At 56.9% G+C, this 20,027-nt stretch carries 15 protein-coding genes; 5 read left to right on the forward strand and 10 right to left on the reverse strand.

Features of this window, described 5'->3' with window-relative positions; translation table 11 throughout:
- Window positions 1-32: 32 nt before the first annotated feature.
- From BGIM_RS0105145 to solA, 3 genes are all read right to left on the reverse strand, one after another.
- Window positions 33-1,157 carry an endonuclease/exonuclease/phosphatase family protein gene (locus tag BGIM_RS0105145; RefSeq protein ID WP_157368616.1) on the reverse strand — a complete coding sequence of 375 codons (1,125 nt, stop codon included), beginning with the start codon at window positions 1,155-1,157 and terminating at the stop codon, window positions 33-35.
- Between the two features lie 72 nt (window positions 1,158-1,229).
- Window positions 1,230-2,147: a TIM barrel protein gene (locus tag BGIM_RS0105150; protein ID WP_020468728.1), complete on the reverse strand. Its 918-nt coding sequence runs from the start codon at window positions 2,145-2,147 to the stop codon at window positions 1,230-1,232.
- Between the two features lie 40 nt (window positions 2,148-2,187).
- A complete protein-coding gene (solA, locus tag BGIM_RS0105155; protein WP_040888182.1) occupies window positions 2,188-3,348 on the reverse strand; it encodes an N-methyl-L-tryptophan oxidase in 1,161 nt (386 codons plus the stop codon).
- A 358-nt stretch (window positions 3,349-3,706) separates the two neighbouring features.
- On the opposite strand from solA, the gene rho reads away from it, so the two are divergent.
- A complete protein-coding gene (rho, locus tag BGIM_RS0105160; RefSeq protein ID WP_020468730.1) occupies window positions 3,707-4,828 on the forward strand; it encodes a transcription termination factor Rho in 1,122 nt (373 codons plus the stop codon).
- Complete coding sequence (locus BGIM_RS0105165; protein ID WP_020468731.1) at window positions 4,825-5,040, forward strand: DUF1653 domain-containing protein; 216 nt, start codon at window positions 4,825-4,827, stop codon at window positions 5,038-5,040. The genes rho and BGIM_RS0105165 overlap by 4 nt, the downstream gene beginning before the upstream one ends.
- Window positions 5,041-5,081: 41 nt before the next feature.
- On the opposite strand, the gene rnr is transcribed toward BGIM_RS0105165, so the two are convergent.
- From rnr to BGIM_RS0105180, 3 genes are all read right to left on the reverse strand, one after another.
- Window positions 5,082-7,214 (reverse strand): ribonuclease R, encoded by a 2,133-nt coding sequence (gene rnr / locus BGIM_RS48750; protein WP_020468732.1) that lies wholly within the window; start codon window positions 7,212-7,214, stop codon window positions 5,082-5,084.
- A gap of 108 nt (window positions 7,215-7,322) precedes the next feature.
- Window positions 7,323-8,315: a 3'-5' exoribonuclease YhaM family protein gene (locus BGIM_RS0105175; protein ID WP_020468733.1), complete on the reverse strand. Its 993-nt coding sequence runs from the start codon at window positions 8,313-8,315 to the stop codon at window positions 7,323-7,325.
- A 47-nt stretch (window positions 8,316-8,362) separates the two neighbouring features.
- Window positions 8,363-8,782, reverse strand: coding sequence for a thiol-disulfide oxidoreductase DCC family protein (locus tag BGIM_RS0105180; protein WP_020468734.1), 420 nt, complete (start codon window positions 8,780-8,782; stop codon window positions 8,363-8,365).
- Window positions 8,783-8,933: 151 nt separating this feature from the next.
- On the opposite strand from BGIM_RS0105180, the gene panB reads away from it, so the two are divergent.
- Entirely contained in the window at window positions 8,934-9,731 is a 798-nt protein-coding gene (panB, locus tag BGIM_RS0105185) for a 3-methyl-2-oxobutanoate hydroxymethyltransferase (protein ID WP_020468735.1), read from the forward strand.
- Between the two features lie 186 nt (window positions 9,732-9,917).
- Window positions 9,918-12,791 carry a beta strand repeat-containing protein gene (locus BGIM_RS0105190; RefSeq protein ID WP_020468736.1) on the forward strand — a complete coding sequence of 958 codons (2,874 nt, stop codon included), beginning with the start codon at window positions 9,918-9,920 and terminating at the stop codon, window positions 12,789-12,791.
- A 45-nt stretch (window positions 12,792-12,836) separates the two neighbouring features.
- Here the strand turns inward: BGIM_RS0105190 and BGIM_RS56960 are convergent, their stop codons facing one another.
- Entirely contained in the window at window positions 12,837-15,803 is a 2,967-nt protein-coding gene (locus tag BGIM_RS56960; RefSeq protein WP_052639661.1) for a protein kinase domain-containing protein, read from the reverse strand.
- 129 nt (window positions 15,804-15,932) lie between these two features.
- Window positions 15,933-17,132: a hypothetical protein gene (locus tag BGIM_RS65745; protein WP_020468737.1), complete on the reverse strand. Its 1,200-nt coding sequence runs from the start codon at window positions 17,130-17,132 to the stop codon at window positions 15,933-15,935.
- 389 nt (window positions 17,133-17,521) lie between these two features.
- On the opposite strand from BGIM_RS65745, the gene BGIM_RS48760 reads away from it, so the two are divergent.
- On the forward strand, window positions 17,522-18,271 hold the full coding sequence (locus BGIM_RS48760; RefSeq protein WP_157368617.1) for a 3-keto-disaccharide hydrolase: 750 nt from the start codon (window positions 17,522-17,524) through the stop codon (window positions 18,269-18,271).
- Window positions 18,272-18,292: 21 nt separating this feature from the next.
- On the opposite strand, the gene tsaE is transcribed toward BGIM_RS48760, so the two are convergent.
- On the reverse strand, window positions 18,293-18,793 hold the full coding sequence (gene tsaE, locus BGIM_RS0105210) for a tRNA (adenosine(37)-N6)-threonylcarbamoyltransferase complex ATPase subunit type 1 TsaE (RefSeq protein ID WP_040887611.1): 501 nt from the start codon (window positions 18,791-18,793) through the stop codon (window positions 18,293-18,295).
- A gap of 95 nt (window positions 18,794-18,888) precedes the next feature.
- Window positions 18,889-20,005 (reverse strand): peptide chain release factor 2 gene (prfB, locus tag BGIM_RS0105215; RefSeq protein WP_157368618.1). Its coding sequence is split into 2 segments (ribosomal slippage): window positions 18,889-19,932 and window positions 19,934-20,005, totalling 1,116 coding nucleotides; the frame shifts between segments, so codons are not numbered across the junction.
- Window positions 20,006-20,027 lie beyond the last annotated feature (22 nt).

Here is a 20,027-nt window from a genome sequence, read left to right on the forward strand (position 1 = left end):
ATCCAAAAGCAAAATTTAATCAGATCACGGACTTACGAACCCGCAACGTTCAAGCGGACCGTCACCGGGAAGTGATCGCTGTAGCCTCGCGGGCCGGTGGCCTTGGGTTCGCCGAATCGGAATGGTGTTCCCGCGCGGCCAGTGCGGAATTCTTTGGGAGCGAAGATGGTGGCCGAGGTCGGGTCGGCAGACCATCCTTTGTCATCCAACAAGCCCCTTGTCACACACAGATGATCAAAGATAGACCAGTGACTTTTGCCGTAGATACTCCCTTTGGGATCGCCGGACCAATTCGCCAAGAGGGCCAGCATCTTGGGCGGGTCGGCCGATCCCTTCACGGCTTCTGCGTCTGCTGAGGCATTCAGCCCCTCTTGCATTGACTTGTCTTGAAACTCATCGTTGAAGTCCCCGCAGAGGATCACATCCGCGTCTGGGTTTTCCATCAGGATGGCTTTGACTCGCCCATAACAATCATGGGCGTAGCTTATTCGACGGTCGCCGTCGCCATCCTTGTCCGTCACCCGGCTTGTCCAGTGAGCCGCGATCACCGTCAAGTCATACCCGTTTACTTCGATGTGACCTTCGACGATTCGGCCGTTCCCGTGTTTGCCCAGTTTTTTGGTCCGGTCGGCGATGACCGGCAATCGGGTGAGGATACCGGGGGCGAAGTGTCGGCCGGTGTTATCCCCGGTGAACAAGATGTTCTGATATTTCTTGTCACCCAGACCGGCCGCATCGAGTTTGGTGTTCAGTGCGTCTCGCAGGGCCTCGAAGCACCGCTTGCTTTCGACTTCCATCAGGGCGATGATCTCCGGTCCGGCTCCGTCGTTCATCATTAACAAACCGGTCGCGAGATGATCGACTTTGAGTTGGAACATGTCGGGATTTTGCCCGTACCAGTCTTCCATCTCGTCGCGGATGTTTGAGTTGTCCGTGTCGTCAAAGAAGTTCTCGGCATTCCAAGAGCAAAACAGAATGCTTCCGGGCGGTCCCTTGGTGCCCGGACCGGAATGAGGCTTGAATTGCCCGCCGAATCGGACGACCAGATAGCCAATTCCGACAATCACAATCAGGGCGATGACCACACCCTTGGGCAACTTGGAAAGGAGTTGCAAGACTGCTTGGATGTCTTTGGGATTGATTCGGTTGTCGGCCATGTTGTTGATCTGCTTGATGTGAGGGAGAAATGGCAATCCGGTTTTCGCCGGATTGCTTTGGGTCAAACAGACTTACCCCTTGGCCAGTTCTTCACGAATGGTTTCGAGAAGCTTTTTGGTCGCCACAATTCCTTCGCTTTCGCCGATCTTGCCCCCTTCGTACTCGATGCCGACATAACCGGAATACCCGGCGGCGAGGACGATCTTCATCATCTTGCGGTAATCGGTGTGGATTTCGTTGCCCTTGTCGTCAAAGTCGTGGGTCTTGGCGCTGACTCCCTTGGCGAATGGCATCAACTCTTGAACGCCCTTGTAGCGGTCATATTGCTTGCCATTCCCGAGGTTGAAGTTGCCGAAATCCGGTAGCGTGCCGCATCGTGGGTGGGCGGCTTTCTTGATCGTCGCCGCCAGCCATTCGCCGTTGGACGACAGGCCGCCGTGATTCTCAACGATCACGTTGATCTCGTGCTTGTCGCCCAGTTCGCACAATTTGTGCAACCCGTCGGCCGCCCGTTCCATTTGCTCTTCGTAAGTTCCGCTGCTTTGGGCGTTAACGCGGATGGAGTGACAACCGAGGGTCTTGGCCCATTCGATCCAGCGAATGTGATTCTCGACGGCCGTTGTTCGCTTCTTTTCGTCCGCATCCCCCAAGGCGCCTTCGCCATCGCACATGATGAGCACGCTCCGGACGCCGAGATCATCGCAACGCTTCTTCAGTTCCTTGACGTAACCGTCGTCCTTCTTTTTGTCCTTGTAGAACTGATTCACATATTCCACGGCCAAAATGCCGTAATCATTCTTGGCGATTTTTGCAAAGTCAACGGGATCGAGTTTCTTGGCGAAAAATGCCTTATGCAACGACCACTGGGCCAACGAAATGTCAAAGAGAGGTTTCTTCGTCTCTTTGGCAAAGGCGGCCCACGGCAGGGCGGCGCTTGCGCCCAGAATGGCCGAAGTCTTCAGAAAATCACGACGTTCAAAATGGAACATGCTGAAATCCTTGAGATGAGAGGGGGAGACTGAAATTACTCTATTCAACCGCTTCGTCGGCGGGAGGATTTCCAAGCAATCGGCCGATGTTAAACATGCCAACAGGCAGATCGGTTCCACCCTTTTCGGCGAAGTCGGCCATGATCTCGCCGATCACCGACGCGAACTTGAAGCCGTGTCCGCTGAAGCCTCCGGCGATGAACACATTCGCATGTTCCGGATGGGCATCCATCACAAAGTGGCGATCCGGCGTCAGAGTGTAAATGCATGTTTGGGCATCACTGACATCGCCATTGACACCCGGCAAGTATTTGCCAAGAAAATCACGCAAAGGCGCTTCGTCCTGCTCCCCGACGTTGCCATCAACTTCGTTTGGACCGCCCAGTTCTTCGGCCCCGTAATGCCGGGCGACTTTCACGCCTCGCTGGTCCAGCATGGGCAACCCGTAGAAATATCCTTCCGGAGTTTCGCTGATAAAGATGGGGAAACGATCCCGCCGGAAGGCCGCCGCTCCGATCGGGTTGATCCACCACATGATTTGCCGCATCACCGTGAACGGATAGCCGAACTCCCGAAGTAATTCAGGAAGCCACGGCCCGGCGGTGATGATCAGTTTGGCGGCCGAGTATGTTCCCTGAACCGTCGTTACTTCCACCGTATCCCGATTGGCTGACCAATTCAGGACAGGTTCTTCAGCATGGATGCTTGCACCAAGTTCAATGGCCGCATCCAGATGAGCTTGGACGCAATCCTCGACATAGAGGAATCCCGCGCCATGCTCCAACAGACCGACGAAATTCCCCGGCATGGTGAACTGAGGATAGGTCGTCTTCAGAGCGGCCGAGTCGAGATAATCGACATTGAGCCGATGTTGCGATGCGGAAGCCATCACACCCCGGACCAATTCGCTTTGCAGCGTGCCGAGACTGAGACACCCGCATGAGGTGAGCAAATGTCGGCCGGTTCGCTGCTCCAGATCGTGCCAGCGTTCATAGGCCCGGTGAAGCAGGGGGACGTAATCGGGGTGTTCGTAATAGGCTTTGCGGATGATCCGTGTGTGCCCGTGTGAACTTCCGAAAAGATGGCCCAGTTGGTATTGTTCAAGGGCCAGCACGGAATGGCCGCGACGCGACAGTTCAAAGGCTGTCGCCGATCCCATGCCCCCGGCCCCGATCACGATGATGTCGAAGGTGTTTTTCATCCGGAAATTGTAAGAAATCGCAAGCGGGCAATAATTTTCCAAATCTCGGCTTGCATTTCGTGCTAAGATGAATTCAAATACTCTAAGACGATTTACGGATGGGATTGCCTTCCCGCTCCCCGTCATACTCTCCTTGCCATCTGAGTTCGGTCCGACTCGCTGGTGCGGAGTAATCACCCTTAACCTCTGTTTGATACTTTTTTCACTCGCCACGCAAGTAGATGCGTGACCGACTTATGACGAACTGATTTGCTTACCCTGTTCAATTGTTTCGACCGTCCGGCCCGTCCGGCGGTCTCCCCGGCCACCCTCATTTCTGTGGGCTCGGGAACGTCCATGTTGTGATCGGAAGAAGAAAATGACCGTTGAAGAAAATCTGACTACCCAAGGCGTCCTCGAAGTTCATCCCAAGGGATTTGGCTTCCTGAGAAACCCGGCCCGACATTACGCGGCCCAAACCAGCGATGCCTATGTTCCCGCCCCGCTCATTCAGCGGCATTCGCTTCGCGAGGGAATGATGCTTCGCGGTCCTGTGGAACCGCCCAAGAAAGGCTCGACCGGTCCGCGGCTCACGGGTGTTGAACTCATCGAGGGGGAAAGCCCCAAAAGCGTGAAGTACCGCGATTGGAACGAACTTACCCCCATCGACCCTCGCGAACAAGTTCGCTTGGAAATTCCCGGTGGCCCCCTCACTACCCGCGTGATGGATCTGTTTATGCCCATCGGCAAGGGCCAACGCGGCCTAATCGTCGCCCCGCCGCGAACCGGCAAGACGGTGATGCTCGGCCACATCGCGGATTCCGTCAGCAAGAACCATCCCGAAATGAAACTGATGGTCCTTCTCGTGGACGAACGTCCCGAGGAAGTGACCGAAATGCGCCGGACCATCAAGGGGGATGTGATCGCCTCCACCAGCGACAACGACGCTGGTAATCACGTGCGAATCGCCGAACTGGTGATGGAACGGGCCAAAAGATTGGCCGAACAAGGGCAGCAAGTTTTTGTGCTTCTTGACAGTCTGACCCGCTTGGCCCGCGCCTATAATAAGACGGCTGGAAACAGCGGTCGCACAATGACCGGCGGGATGGACAGCCGAGCGTTGGATACCCCCAAACGTCTCTTCGGCATGGCCCGTTCATTTGAAGAAGGTGGCTCTCTTACGGTGATGGGAACTTGCCTCGTCGAAACAGGTAGCCGCATGGACGACCTGATTTTCGAGGAGTTCAAGGGCACCGGCAACATGGAGTGCATCCTGAACCGTGAACTGGCTGACCGCCGGATATTTCCGGCCATTAATCTCGGGGAAAGCGGCACCCGCAAAGAGGAGCTGATCCTCCAACCTGAAGTTCTGGCACGTGTGACATTGCTTCGCCGACATTTGATGGGGATGAAGCCCGTTCAAGCAATGGAATCGTTGCTAAAGCAACTGGAAAAATCGGGCTCAAACCAAGCCTTCCTTGACCGTATGGTGGTGAAATGATTCACGCACTTGCTCCCGGCAAATACCGGCATTTCAAGGGCCGCGATTACGAAGTCCTCGGCACGGCCCGTCATAGCGAAACTTACGAAGCGATGGTGGTTTACCGCCCGCTCTACGAAGAGAGTGGGTGGTGGGTGAGGCCGCTGTCAATGTTTGAAGAAACGGTCGAAGTAGACGGGAAGACAGTTCCCCGGTTTTTCAAATTAGATTGAGCCGAACAAAACCGATCTGTTTCGTAAATCTTTTCTCCCTGTCAGCCCTTTTTCTTCTTTTTCCGCACCACCGTGAAATCCAGTTGTCGGCGGGGAATGTCCACCTTGGCCACCTCCACGGTCAATCGGTCTCCAAGACGGAAAAGGATGCCGGTCTTTCGACCTTCCAAGGTCAGGGCGTCCGGGTCGAACTCAAAATAATCCATCGACAACGAAGCGATCCGCACCAACCCCTCGGCCGGGAATTCCACTCCTGTGGCGAAGAAACCATATTCGGCCACGCCAGTGATCGTGGCTTCCATTTGGGTGCCGATGCGATCTTCCATGTAAGCCAGCAACCTCAACCGCACGGCCTCTCGCTCGGCGTTCTCGGCCCGACGTTCCGTTTTAGAGCAATGATGACCGAGGTTTTTCAATTCCTCCATGTTGGGTTTGGTTTTCCGCTTCGCAAGCCACTGACCCAACAGACGGTGAACGCTCAGGTCCGGATATCGCCGGATTGGTGAGGTGAAATGGCAGTAATGGGTGCTGGCCAATGCGAAGTGTTCAACCTCCGCCGGTGTGTAGGAAGCCTGTTTTAACGAGCGTAACAGACCGTAATGGATGGCTTGTCGGTCGGGCTTGTCGGCGGTTTCAAGCAGAAGTTTTTGCAGGTCGAACCGGCTCGGGCGTTTTGAGATTTTGTGGCCCATCGAGCGGGCGAACTCGGCAAAAGCCGCCAGTTTTTTCTCCTCCGGCGCCGGATGGCCGCGACGGAGAATCAGCAAACCTTGTCCGTGAAAGAACTCGGCCACTGCCTCGTTGGCGGCGAGCATGAAGGCCTCGATGAGTTGATGGCTGTCATCATTGACGGCGAAGTGGGCGCCGTTCAAGTGGCCGTCGGCATCGTATTCCAGCACCGTTTCGGGCATGGAAAGTTCCAGTGAACCTTTTTCCGAACGACGCTTCCGCAGAATGTGTGACAACTCCCGCATCCGTAAAAGCATGGCCACAATTTCCGGGGCCACGCCGCGAGCAACTTCCCCGGCTGGTTCTTGAAGAATGGATTGCGCCTGTTCATAAGTGAACCGTTTGCGGTTGCGGATCACTCCTTCATGAAAACGTTGCGACACCCGGACGCCGTCATTGGTGAACTCCATCACCGCCGTTTTCACATATCGTGTTTTGCCTTCCTGCAAACTGGCCAGCCCATTGGAGATGATCTCCGGGAACATCGGAATCACCCGCTTTGGCAGGTAAACGCTTGTTCCCCGCAATCGGGCTTCCACATCAAGCGGACCGCCAGGCGGGACGAACGCCGCCACATCCGCGATGTGAACGGTCAATATCCAAAACCCGGTTGATTCATCCCGCGTGAGCGAGACGGCATCGTCGAAATCTTTGGCGTCCACGGGATCGATCGAGATGACGAGTTCACCGGTGAAATCGGTTCGCCCGGCGTGGTCGTCCTCGTTAAATTTGACAGCCTGTTCGCGGGCTTCCGCTAGGACTTCTTCCGGAAATTGGTCCGGGATGCCCAACGCCCGCACGATGGATGTGGTGTCCACCCGCGGATCGCCGGACTTGCCCAGCACCTCGGTGATGACTCCCTCGCCCCGAGTGTCCGGGGTGGGAAAACGAATCATTTCCAGCACGACTTTGTCGTTGGGTTTGACTCCCTTTGTCGCCGCATCACGAACGGCGACACTTCGACGGAATAACTGCCCGTCGATTCGCACAAGCGTGTCGCCATCCCGCACGGAGTATGTTCCGACGAATTGCTTGGTGGCACGCCGAACGATGGATTTGATCTCGGCCGTTTGCTCGTCATGCCGCCCGGATCTTCGGCGAATCGTGATCTCAACCTCATCCCCGTTGGCGGCGTCCCCGGCTTGTTCCTCCGGGACGAAGAACTCTTCGTAGCGTTCTCCTTCGCCTTTTTCGACCCGGACAATTCCGTCTCCGCGTTGCAATCGCTTAAAGGTGCCCGTGATGGTTTTTTGCGGTGTTCCCGGCCGGATCGTCTGGTTTTTGCCGAGTTGAACTTTCCCTTCTTTCAACAAAGCCTGAAGGGCTTTCTTAAATTCACGAGGTTGCACCTCCATGTCAAGTTCACGGGCGAGGGTGCGAGCCGTCAGGGGGACATACCCCTTCGCGGTGACGGCTTCCAGAATCTTGGGGGTGAGGTCTTGCATGGTTTTCTTTGATTTGTTGGCCGCAGGCGGCTTGGCAGCGGGTGGAGAGACTAACCAAAACGAAATGTAACCCGTTTTGATTTTGTCTCTCCACCCACTGCTCATTGCTTATTCGTCCGTGTCGGCCGAATCCGGATTCCGGCCGCCCTTGTACAACCGGCGTTGCAGGGCATGGTTGAACGGCGTCCATGTCGTCGGATGTTTCTTGTCTTCTTCGATTTCACGCAGGGCGATGAAGATTCGGGAGTCCATCACGTCGATGGTGTGCAGGGCGACGGCTTCCGGCGTCATCGGAACCTTCGGGCTGCCGAACTGCGGTTCGCCATGATGACTGAGAATCAAATGCTTCAATCGAAGGAGCGTCTCGGCCGGGAAGGGTTCGCCCGTGAGGTCAGGGACTTGCTTCACCTTGTCGGCGAGCATTTCGAGGCCGATGGTGAGGTGGCCGAGGAGTTGTCCTTCGTCGCTGTAGGCAAAAGCGCGGGTATAACTGAGTTCACGGATCTTGCCGGTGTCGTGCAGGAAAACGCCCATCAACACAAGATCGCGATTCACTTCCGGGTAGAGCGGCAGAATTTTGTCCGCGATGTCCAGCATCGTGACAACGTGTTCAAGCAGGCCGCCAATGTAGGCATGGTGAACCTTGATGCCGGCCGGGGCTTTGGTGAAGCCCCGCATGAAATCGTCGTCGATGAAGTATGTTTCGGCCAGGGCTTTCAGGTGGGGATTGCCAATCCGGCGAAGCGTTGTTTTCAGCTTTTCCGTCAGTTTGCCAATGTCCTGCTTGGTGTGGGGCAGAAACTCCCCGAGGTCCACGCGAGAGGCGTCGGCTTTTTCAAAGCTGTTCAGGATCATCTGAAGCGATCCCTGAAAAAGCTGCACCTTGGCCTTGATGTTCAGGAAGTCCCCGATTTCAAAGCTGCGAAATTGCTGGTCCCCGGCGTTCCACATCCGGGCTGTGATTGACCCCGTGCGGTCGGCCAATTCCACTTGCAGAAACGTCACGCCGTTCCGGTTTTCTTTCAATTGCTTGTCCGCGACGAGATACACGTCTTCGACGTTGGAACCGTCCGCGAACTGATCGACACATAGCCGAGCCATTATCAGCCTTTCCCCATAGGAAGCGGCGCCGGGGAGAAGCCCCGGCCTCAAGACCGCTTGGGGGGAATGGTACAGATGCCATTGTGACATGGCACGATTTGAAATCGCCGCCGGGCGATCCACAGATAGATTTTCTGGCCGAGTTGCGGAATTCCGGGAACATACATCAGCGGCAAGGCCAGCCAGCCCAGCGGCAATCGCCCGAAGATCCACCGCACCGCCCGGAAGCCGGAATAGGCCCTTTGGCGGTCTGGCGTGAGCAGGTGCATTTCCTCAAGCATTTTCTCGGGACGGAGATTGGCCGAGTTTTCGGGAATCCCGGCCAAATCCCGGCAGTTGTGGTAACCCAGCCGGTGAAACCAATCCAGTTTCTTCAGCAAAGCGACGCTTTTCTGACAGAACGCACAATCTCCGTCGAAGAGAACAACGCCCTTCGGGACAGATTCAGCGACAGTGATCATCTCCATCAAAAATCTCGCAGTGACAACATTATGATAGCTCATTCCCGACAGAAGTCCGGCAACTGAACTTCTTTGCATTTCATTAACCGCATTTCTCCGGTGAAGCCGACAGGGGAGATGCGTAAAATAACTGTCAGCGAACCTGTGAGAGCATCGGATGACCGGCCCCAAACCCGTGACCGTCAATGATTTTCGACTGGCCCGTTCGCGCAATCAACGGCTCGGCGTGTTGACGGCTTACGATTATTCAATGGCCAAACTGTTAGATGCGGCCGGTGTCGATGCGATTCTGGTGGGGGACTCCTTGGGGATGGTTTTGCAGGGGCACCCCACGTCCCTGCCGGTTACGCTCGACGAGATGATCTACCACACCAAATGTGTGGTTCGCGGAACAAAGCGGGCAATGGTCATCACCGATTTGCCGTTCATGACCTATCAACTTGGCCCCATGCAAGCGTTGGAATCGGCCGGGCGGGTGCTGAAAGAGTCCGGCGCGAACGCCGTGAAACTTGAAGGGGGCGTTCGCAGCCGGGAGATCATCGCTGCCGTTGTCGGGTCGGACATCCCGGTGATGGGGCACATCGGTCTGACGCCGCAATCTGTGCAGGGCTTCGGCGGTTTCCGTGTCCAGCGAGACGCCGAGAAGTTGATTGCGGATGCGAAGGCCGTGGAGGAGGGCGGGGCTTTCGCAATGGTGGTGGAATGCGTGCCGGCCGAGATCGTGCGGAAAATCCGGGAAGTCACAACGATTCCGCTCATCGGCATCGGAGCGGGCCCCGAGTGTGATGGTCAGGTGCTGGTGATTCAGGACATGCTTGGCCTCTATGGCGATCTGGCTCCCAAGTTTGTGAAAAAGTATGCGCAGCTCGGCGAGCAAATTACTTTGGCGGTTCAACAGTATTGCAGAGAAGTAAAGGACGGATTGTTTCCCGCCGAAGAGCATACCTTCCACTGACAGGCTTTTCCCTTTCTCGTTTATTTTTGTCGACAAATCTCGGTCAATCGACTTATCGGCATCACGGTTGCAAACCAAATTTCGTTCAAAACCACGAAGAGCTAACAGCCTTCCAACATAAGCATTTCCGCTGACAACGATCCGGTCGCGGCTAATGTTCTGATACCCAACAAGGCACGTATATCCATGTCACGCAAAAATCGTGTTCGCCCCTTCCTGCGCTTGCAGAATTTGGAAACTCGGGAAACACCCGCCAATGTCACCACTTCCCAAATGGGCACCATTCTCACCGTAACCGGCACATCCGAAGCGGATGTGTTGACGATGAGGAACCTCGGCACCGGCGTTGAATTCACGGCCGGCGGCACAACGACGATCGACACACTGGCAACAAAATCCTTCAGCAACGTCACCTCCGTGCGTTTCATCATGAAGGAAGGCAATGATCAATTGACTCTGGACACTTCCGCCGCGTTTTCGTTGATCGGGGCTCTCTCGGTCGATCTTGGCGACGGAGACAACACCCTAACCCTGGCGGCCGGAACCAACGCGGTCACATTAGGCAGTCTTGCCGTTGTGGCCGGGGATGGAAATGACACGATTTCCTTGGGGGCCGCCGGAGGGACGACGACGATCAATGGTGCGTTGGCCGTCAGCGCTGGAAACGGCGGGTTGAATTTGAATGTGACCGGGGCCACCGTATTTGGGGAAATCGGAGTGGCGGCGACGACAGGGGTGGACAACATCGGGCTGAACACAGTCATTGCCAAAAAGAACATCGCCTTAAGCCTCGGCGCCGGATCGGCGGCCGTCGACTCCCAAGTGAACATCGCCAATGCCACGGTCACGGGCAACGTAACCGTCACTGGACTCGACGGATCGGAACAAATCGTTCTGACGGGCGCAAACAGCATTAATGGCGTGACGGGACTCACTGTTAATGGCGGCCGGGGAGACATTGATTTTTCCGCGGCGGGAACATTGAGCCTCCCGGCCGGCGGGGTGACGGTCACTGGCACGCTGGGCACGACAACCGTAAATCTTTCCGGCGGGGCGGCGATCAAGAAAAATTTGACATTCTCCAACAAAATCATTGATGCCACTTTCTCTTCTGCAACGGCGATCACTGCCGGGGCGGCCATTTTTACAGGACTGGATGACACCCAGCTTGACTTCACGGGAGCAGGGGCAGTCAGTGTCGCGGGCCTGACCATGTCTGCCTTGAGCACTGTGGGCACTGCCGAACTGACGACTGCCACCGGATCAAATGTCACGGTCAATGGAAGACTGACGGCGACCTCGACCAAGAATTTAACGGCGACGTTGAACGACAGCCTTGCTGTCACCGGAGATGTCGCTTTGTCGAGTCTAAGGGGAAAGGCCACCCTGACGCATACGGCCGATACTCTGGCTCTAAGCGGCTTGGTTGCCATCAAGGGCGGGGCGGGAGCCGAAGTGGATCTCCAAAGCACCGCCGGGGCAAACATTACCAAGAGCCTGACGCTCACCGGAGGAGTCGGCGATGTCATTTTGAACCAGACCGCCGGGGCGGTATCCGTCGGAGGCGCGCTGATGGTGTCGGCCTCTGGAAACGCGACCTTGTCCACGGCGGCCGCTTTCACGGTCACGGGCGACACCACTTTGAGCAGCCTCCTCAAGGCGGCCACTTTTACCAGGATGGCGGGAGTCGTCAGCCTGAACGGGGCGCTGACTGTCCGGGGTGGGGTGGGGGCCTCCATCATCGTGAGCGCGCCAGACAATTTGACCGTGTCCAAAAATCTGACGCTGGCCGGGGGAGTCGGGACGGCTGACTTCAATCAGACCGCCGGGGCGATCACTGTGAACGGCGTTATCGCCGTGACGGCGGCAGATGATGTTTCTCTTGAGTCTGCCGACAATCTCACGGTTGGCATGAATGTCAGCCTGGCGAGTACGTTGGGGGCAGCAACTCTGAACTCAACGGCTGGAATTCTTGATTTGAACGGGTTGCTCGCCCTCAAAGGTGCGGAGGCTGTTTCCGCGACATTCGCCTCGTCGGCCGGAACGGATATTGCCAAGAATCTGAGCCTTTCCAGCACATTTTCCTCGGCAAACCTTGTTCATTCCGCCGGAACGTTCAAAGTGGGCGGGGTGTTGACGGCAACCGCCAAGACCAGTTCGGATATCACTTTCTCCAGCGGATTGGCGGCCGAGGTCGTCGGTTCGCTGACACAAATTGCGGGCGATCAAGGAGCCAGCATTGATCTCTCCGGAGCGGGAAGCCTGAAGGTCGGCGGTACGCTCACCCAGACAGCCGCCGGGGATGCGACTTTGACGCTCGATCAGGGTGGCACGAAACAATTCGTGAGTGATGTGTTGATCACCTCGACCACCGGATTGGCCGGATTGAATGTCGCCGCCGGAGGTTCCACGTTTAGCGGGAATGTGTCCGTCCGAGGATATGAAACCAATATCGCCCTCGGAGCCACGGCCACGGGAAGCATTGCCAAGAACCTGACGGTGATTGGGGGAGTCGGGGCTGACTCTTTGAATTGGGGCGCCAATTTCTCCGTGCTGGGGAACACCATGCTGTCCTTGGGAGCCGGTGTGGCGACGCTGCAACTGGGGGCGGTGGGTGGCGTTGCCGCCCAGACGAACAATCTGACGGTGACCACGGGGGCCGCCGCCGATTCCGTGTTGTTCGATAACTTCAAAGTGCTCGGAATCACCACGATCAACACAGGTGACGGGGCGGACACGGTCAATGCGGAAAATGTCACCGTGTTCACCGGAGCCTTCAACCTTGACACCGGCAATGGCGATGACATTCTTCAGTTCGGTCAGAACGGCGGGGATTCACTGGTGGCTCCCTCTCTCTCCTTCGTTGGCAAGGCAACGATCAAGGCCTCGGGAGGCAACGATCAGCTCTTCCTGGGAGTGTCGGGAGCGGGATTCAGCAAGGTCAACTTCGGCGCCCTTGGATCGACGATCAACGCGGGAATTGGTTTCAATGCCTATGACCTGACACATGCCGGACTGCTCGGAACACTTGTGGATGTGTCCACGTGGATCACGATTTGAGAGCGACCATGTTTGTTTTTACAGTGACAAGTCATCTCCATCGAATTACGCCGGAACAAGCCATGTTCCGGCGATTCGATCAAGAGGACTCCGATCCGGATCGATCAGGGTGAAGATCAAGCTTGCCGGCAGGATTGCCAGCGCGATCCACCACAGGATTTCCCAGGCGAGTTCCACTTCCGGATGCGTTGATCGAATTAAAACCACGACAGTCAAGAGTGACGTTTGCGGCAGCCAGAACAACAATGCTTTCAACGCATGTTGTCGCCGATGGGCCAATCCTCCCGTGGCTCTCACCAAACGAAGCCCGAAGAACATGCGCATCAATAATCCGCTTGCCAGGAAAGCGAGCAAGGCCGCGATCAACGGCCAGAGCAACAGATCGCGGACGGATGTTCCCCAAGGATGCGGCAACCGGGCGGCTGGTGTCGGCGGCGTGGCCAAAATCTTATTCGCGGCATCCATCAGTTTTGCCGGTTCGGGGTCGATATCTTGAATGGCGATTCCGCGGATCACGATGGTTTCAGGGACTGTTAATCCTTGGAACATCAAAGCGGCGTGTCGTGTTTCAATGGCGAGCCGGTCTTCCAGTTTTTCACGCTGCGAAGGAGTTTCCGCGAGAAACTTTGTCCCCTCTTCACTCTCCGCCAGTTGAAGCGTTTCTTGGAGGATCAGGATGCGGGCTTGTGTGTCCATGTAAGACTTGTCTTCCAAGACTACTGGCAGACTTAGAAAAGCAGAGCCGCCAAACATGATCAGCCACGGAAGCAGAAAAAGCACTGCCTGAAAGGCTGCCTGGAGTGTTCGCATTCCCCGGCTCATGCGGGGCAGGAGTGTCTTCGTGGCGGCCAAATCATCTGCGAAATGTTGCAGCGTGGCCAGATTGGCCGGGGAATGGTGCAAGCGATTGAGCATTCGCTCGGCGTGCCGGGGCAGGGGGGCTTGATAATCCGAACGGTCGTCGGGTTTTCTAACCTCTCCCTCCAGCAGCACGGCGGCCGTTTGCCGGACCAGTTCCGCGCTCGGAACGCCTTTCGCCGGCTTTAGCGGAAATTCCATCAGTTGTACACGGCCGTCGGTCTGCACCCAAACTTGTTCGATGGTGAGTGGCGTCGGGAGGGTGTTGTCCTTCTCGGCCTGGAGCAATTCGCCGACAAGTTGTTCCAGCACCGGGCGAGCCTCGGGCCAGCGGACCGGTTCGCCAGGGTCGGCCGCGTCCGCCAACGGTGATCCCACCGGGGCAACGAACGCTTTCCATCGAAATGCCTCCCCGCCCACGGCCACGGTTCCGGCTCCGAGGGACCACAACCGGCCGGGTCGGCCCAACGGGGGGAAGTGCTCTGGTTGATTTGGCGGGGTGAGTTTCAAAAGAATCGCCCGCCCAAGCAAAGGATCTTCGCCGACCGCCTGCCAGCCATCGCCGACCCGCATGGCCCGTGTGATGGCATATGAACCAATCGATTCGGGAAATTCGACTGGTCGCCGGGGGATTTCCGCGAGCCGGTTCACCCGGCCGGGCCGTAGTTTCAATGGTCGGGGCCGGTGCGGCAAGCGCATCACACACGTTCCCGAGAGGAGTTCATGCAATCCGCGATAGTCGTTTCGGTCGCGCATTGGCACAACCAAAAGGAGCAGGCCGATCCCAAAAGGAACAATGTTCCATATCAGACTCAGGCCGGATCTTCCCATTTCCAGCTTGTCAATGGCCAGGGGAAATTGGGCGAACGTGAGGGTAATCAGCAGGAAGAAGATGACGGTGCGCAAGCCGGCCCTTTTGAATCCGGGGGGCATTGTCGTTCCCTGCCGGCAAACACGCAGGCCGAGGATGGCCTTGCCGATCGACCGGCCGAACAGCCCCTCAAAGAGAACGAAGTAGAGCGGGAACATGGCTAGCGTGACGGTTTGGTTGAGCCAGGTCCACGGGATGACGGCCGACATGACGAGCCGCAATGGTCCGACTAGCAATAACCTGACGAGAACCTCATCCAACACATAGGCTCCGATACGAACGCCCATGCCGCCGAAGGTCAGTTGCTCCGGGATCAGCGAGACAAGGGCGGCCTTCATTTCGGCGAGACTTGCATATCGTCTTGATCGGTCCCGTTCCAGACTGCGGTGGACCACCTGGGCCAGATCGGACGGGATGTCCCGGTTGATGCCCCGAATGTCCGGAGGGGACTCGGAAATAATCTTCGCCAGCACGGCCGTCGGGTTTTCGTGTTGAAACGGCGCCCGGCCGGTGAGCAGGTGGTAAAGAGTGGCCCCCAGAGAATAAACATCCGAGGCGAAATCGACCGGCTCACCCCGGATTTGCTCTGGCGAGGCATAGAGGATTGTGCCAAGGAATGCGCCGCTTTGCGTGAGTTGGGCGGCCGAGCCAAGAGACTTGGAGAGGCCGAAATCCCCGATCTTCACCCGGCCATCCGGCATCAGAAAGCAGTTTGATGGTTTGATGTCCCGGTGAATCACTCCCAACCGATGGGCCTCCTGCAATCCCTCAATCACATCAAGAATTAACCGGATTGCCTCGGCGGCCGGGAGAGGTCCCCGCCGGTCCACGAGATCCTTCAGGGTGTCCCCCGGCATCAGTTCCATCACAATGTACGGCTGTCCCCGGTCTGCGTCGGCGCCCAGCACAAAGACACAGCGGGGGTGGGCAATCTGCCCGGCGAGTCTTCCTTCTTGTTTGAAGCGTTCCACCGAGACCGGATTGGCTTGGAGGCGGGAAGAGAGGATTTTGACCGCCACCGGTGAACCGCCGACCACGGGGACGGCCTCGTAAACGCGACCCATGCCGCCGGAACCCAAATGCCTGATGATCCGATAACCGCCGATCTGCGAAGGATGATCCTCCAGTGTGGATTTGGCGGTGGGAACGTAGGCCCCGGTGTCTTCCAGAGCAGGCGGTGGCTGGGTGGAGTCCCGAAGGCGTTGCCCGCAATATGAGCAAAAACGAGGCGGATCGGCTGTTTCCGGCAGGGGTCGTTGGCAGTGCGGGCAGACCGTCGGCATCGGAATTTCAAGAAAGGAACAGGTTGGCTGGATGCAGTATGACGCAGCGAAGCCAAAACGCGAAGTGCAAAAACAAAGAAACCCCGCCGGTTGGCGGGGTTTCTGGCATCACGATATTGAAACCGGAAATTACTTGCAGAAGTGGAACAGCTTGAAGCTCGTGCCGCAGCACTTCTTGGCCGGGGTGGCGCAGGTGTCGCAAGCCGGGGCCGGGGCGGCACAGGTGTCGCAGGTCGGGGCGGCACACGGGGTCGTCACGGCGACCTTGATGGTCTTCACGACGGGAACCGTCTTCGTTTCGACGATTTCCTTTTCTTCTTCGACGGTCACGCAGGTCGTTTCCAACCGCTTGCCGACCTTCTTGACGGCGACGCATTCCGTGGTGGTCACGTCTTGCGTTTCGACGACGGAGACGATTTCACAAACCTTCCGGGTCCCCTTCTTGGCGACCGGAACGCACTTCACGACGGAGAATTCTTCGTTCGTGACGACCGGGACGCACTTGGTCACGGTGCGGGTGCCGTTCTTCACGACCGGAACGCACTTGGTCACCGGAACGGTGACTTCGGTGGTTTGGGGAACGCGTTCCATCACGGTCTTGCAAACCGTTTGGTATTCGGTCACGCAGGTCGTGGCCGGAGCGGCGCAGCTGTGGTGCGAACCGCAACCGCCGCCGAAGCACTTGGAGAACAGACCGTGGCCACAGCTCGGGGCCGGGGCACAACTCGGGGCACAGTCAGTCGGGCAAGCCGGGACGACTTTGACGACCGGAACGCATTGCGTGATGGTCTTCGGCACGCAAACGTAGGTCGTTTGCAGACGCTTTTCCATCGTCGTGACAGCTTGGTATTCCGTGTAGCTGTACGGAACAACTTCCGAGACCGTCGTGTACTTGGTGACCGGCCGGGTTTCCTTGGTCGTGACGCTTTCGTACACGGTGTAGTCGAAGCTGACGTCCTTCCAAACTTGCTTTTGGACGGTGACCGGCTTCTTTTCCGTCTTCGTCACCAGTTCGTTGACCGTGTAGTCAAACGTGACTTCCTTGGTGACCGGCTTTTGAACCTGAACCTTGATCTTCTTCTTTTCGGTGACGCATTCGTAGGTGGTCACTTGTTGATCAACGTAGGTCACCGTCGGGGCCGGGGCGGGAGCGGCGCAGGGGGCAGGTGCGTCACAAGCCGGAGCCGCACACGGAGCCGGGGCGTCACAAGCCGGAGCAGCGCAGCTCGGCGTGCTCTTGCAGCCTTTCAGGAGGCTGCAAAAGTGAGCTTGGGCCGGACTGGCGGCCAGCAGGGCGGCCGTAACCATCATCCCAAAAATACGTTTCATAAGCTCTCCCTCGCCGCCACGTTCAACTCAAGTTGCTTGTTCACCGGTTGCTGCGAATTTTGCAGTGTGGCGGTTGCCAGTACGAATCTTGCCGCTGGTTCTCGCAACCTCCACCGGTTGCGATGCTGAGGATCACGTTGTTGTTAAACTGGTGAAACCAGCGAGTTCGTACCATCTTTAAGTAACAGACGAGTGTCAAGATACCCAGTTTGCGGGAGATGGAAAGACTAAAATGGATAAAATGTCGAGAAGAAAAATCCACGCAACCATCATATTCCACACAGGTTCCGTTCCTCCCGAGGCTTTGGAATTTGATAAACTGACCATCTGTGACAGGGCCACACATTGAATTTCGGCCTGAATATCCGTATCCAACGGGAGTTTTTCACATGGTTTTCGCACGCTGGCGGTCTCTCTTCCTCGCCGCGGGATGTATGCTTTATGCCGTTTGCAATGGTTATGCCGAGGACAAGACTAAGGATTCCGATGGATGGGTTCAACTCTTCAACGGCAAAGACCTCACCGGTTGGAAGATTCACCCGAACCCCAACGGGGCCATCAAGGAGATCACCGAAAAGAAGGTGGACGGCAAGGTCGTCGCCATTGAGGGAACGGTCAAGGGTGTGAAAATTCCCCTGTGGCGGGTCGAGGAAGGCACGATCATCGGGGGCGGCCCGTCCACCCACCTGTTCAGCGAGCGGGGCGACTACACGGACTTCCATTTCCGTGTCGAGGCGAAAGTGAACGACAAGGGCAACAGCGGCCAATATTTCCGCACCGCGTTTGGCCCCGGCTTCCCGGCGGGTTACGAAGCCCAACTGAACGCCACCCACGGCGACCCGGTGAAGACCGGCAGCCTGTACCCGGACAGCCGGACCAGTCTGGTCAAGTACCGTGACAAGATCACTGTCCTGAACACCGCCCCGCACAAGCCTGATGAGTTCTTCACCCAAGAAGTCATTGCGGTCGGGCCGAAGATCACGATTCTGGTGAACGGAAAGAAGACCATCGAATTTGAAGACCCGGACCAACTCTACAAGAAGGGGCACTTCGCCCTTCAGGCCCATGATCCGGGTTCGATTATGACGTTCCGCAAGGTTGAAGTGAAGGAATTGGCCCCGGCCAAGAAGGCTGAATAACTCGTTTGGAACCCGGCACGGTCAAAGACCATTCCGGGTTCCAATGGCGATCATATCTGTGAGCAGCCGAACATATTCTTCGCCGGATGCGGTGGCATTTATCTGCCGACTCTCTTCGCCGGTTGTCGTCAAAACCAATTCCAATCGTTCAGTCGGCATGGCGTCCCCCACGCGGTCAGCCCATTCGATCAGGCAGACACCGCCCATCGTGTAATACTCGTAGGCACCAAGCTCCAAAAAATCGGTTGTCGTGGCGAGACGATAGGCATCAAAATGGAAGATCGGCAGGCGGGCGGGGTATTCCTGAATCAGCACAAAGGTGGGACTCGTCACCGCCATTGGGTTGCGAACTTCAAGCCCCTCGGCAATCGCTCGTGAGAGATGGGTCTTCCCGGCTCCCAAACCGCCGATCATTGCCACCACGGCGTTGGGGAACAGCAACTTGCCCAAGCGACGCCCGAAGGCTTCGGTGTCGCCAAGGCTTGACAGACTGAATGATCCGGTGAGAGTGAGAGGGGACATGTTGATAGGTGAATGATTGGACTGGCGGTTGAATCGGAACACATGAACCTCGCCGTTTCAGCGGCGAGGTTCATAATCGTCGGACAAAAACGGGTTTACTTCTTCTTGTGCTGCCGTTCCGTCTTGTGCCGGAGGTAGGCTTGCATGAAATCATCGATCTCGCCGTTCAGAACGCTCATGATCTGGGGCGTCTTCACTTCAATGCCCGGTCGTTCGTCGCGGACCAGCGTATACGGCTGCATCACGTAACTGCGGATCTGGCTGCCGAAGGCGATTTCCCCTTTGGCGTCGTATCGGCCCGCCAACTCGCCCATACGCTTTTGCTCTTCAATCGCATACAAGCGAGCCTTGATTAGTTTCAAGGCATTGTCGTAGTTCTTGTGCTGACTGCGTTCGGTTCGACTCTCGCCGCGGACACCGGACTTGTGAATCAACCGCACGCCGGATTGAGTCTTGTTTTGGTGCTGACCACCGGGACCACCCGAGCAGAAGGTCTGCATGATCAGTTCGGACTCGTTCACTTCGATGTGGATCGTGTCATCCAGTTCCGGAACCACGTCCACCGCCGCGAAGGACGTGTGGCGGGTGTCCCCGCTGCCGAACGGGCTGATCCGAACCAGTCGATGCACGCCGACTTCGCTTTGGAGAAAGCCATAGGCGTATTCCCCGATCACCTTGAACGTGACGCTCTGAACGCCCGCTTCTTGGTTCGGTTCCAAGTCCACTTCTTCGATGCCGAAGCCCTTGCTCTGGGCCCACCGGCCATACATGCGATAGAGAATCTCGGCCCAATCACAGGCCTCGGTTCCGCCCGCCCCCGGTTTGATCGAGATAATGGCCGTGCAACCGTCTTGCTTCCCGGACATCATGGCGAGAAGTTCAAACTTTTGGAACAAATCGGCGGCCCGCAGCACCTCGGCTTCGAGTTCCGGTTCCATCGACGGATCTTCATCCACCATCTCGACAAGCACGGCAAGATCGTTGGTGGCCTTTGTCACCTCTTCGTAGGGTTTTAGCAGGGCATTGTGCGTTTTCAGGGCACCGATGATTTTCTGGGCCTTTTCCTGGTTGTCCCAGAATCCGGGTTCGCCTTGCATGTCCATGAGGCGGTCCCGTTCGGCCATTTTGCTGGGGACGTCAAAGAGAGTCCCGGAGTTGTTTCAACCGGGCCGTAAGGTCGTCTGTCGTGCGTTTCAGTTCCGGATTGGTCATTGCTGATCCCCAAATCGGTACA

The sequence above is a fragment of the Zavarzinella formosa DSM 19928 genome (genome assembly GCF_000255705.1).
Taxonomy (GTDB): domain Bacteria; phylum Planctomycetota; class Planctomycetia; order Gemmatales; family Gemmataceae; genus Zavarzinella; species Zavarzinella formosa.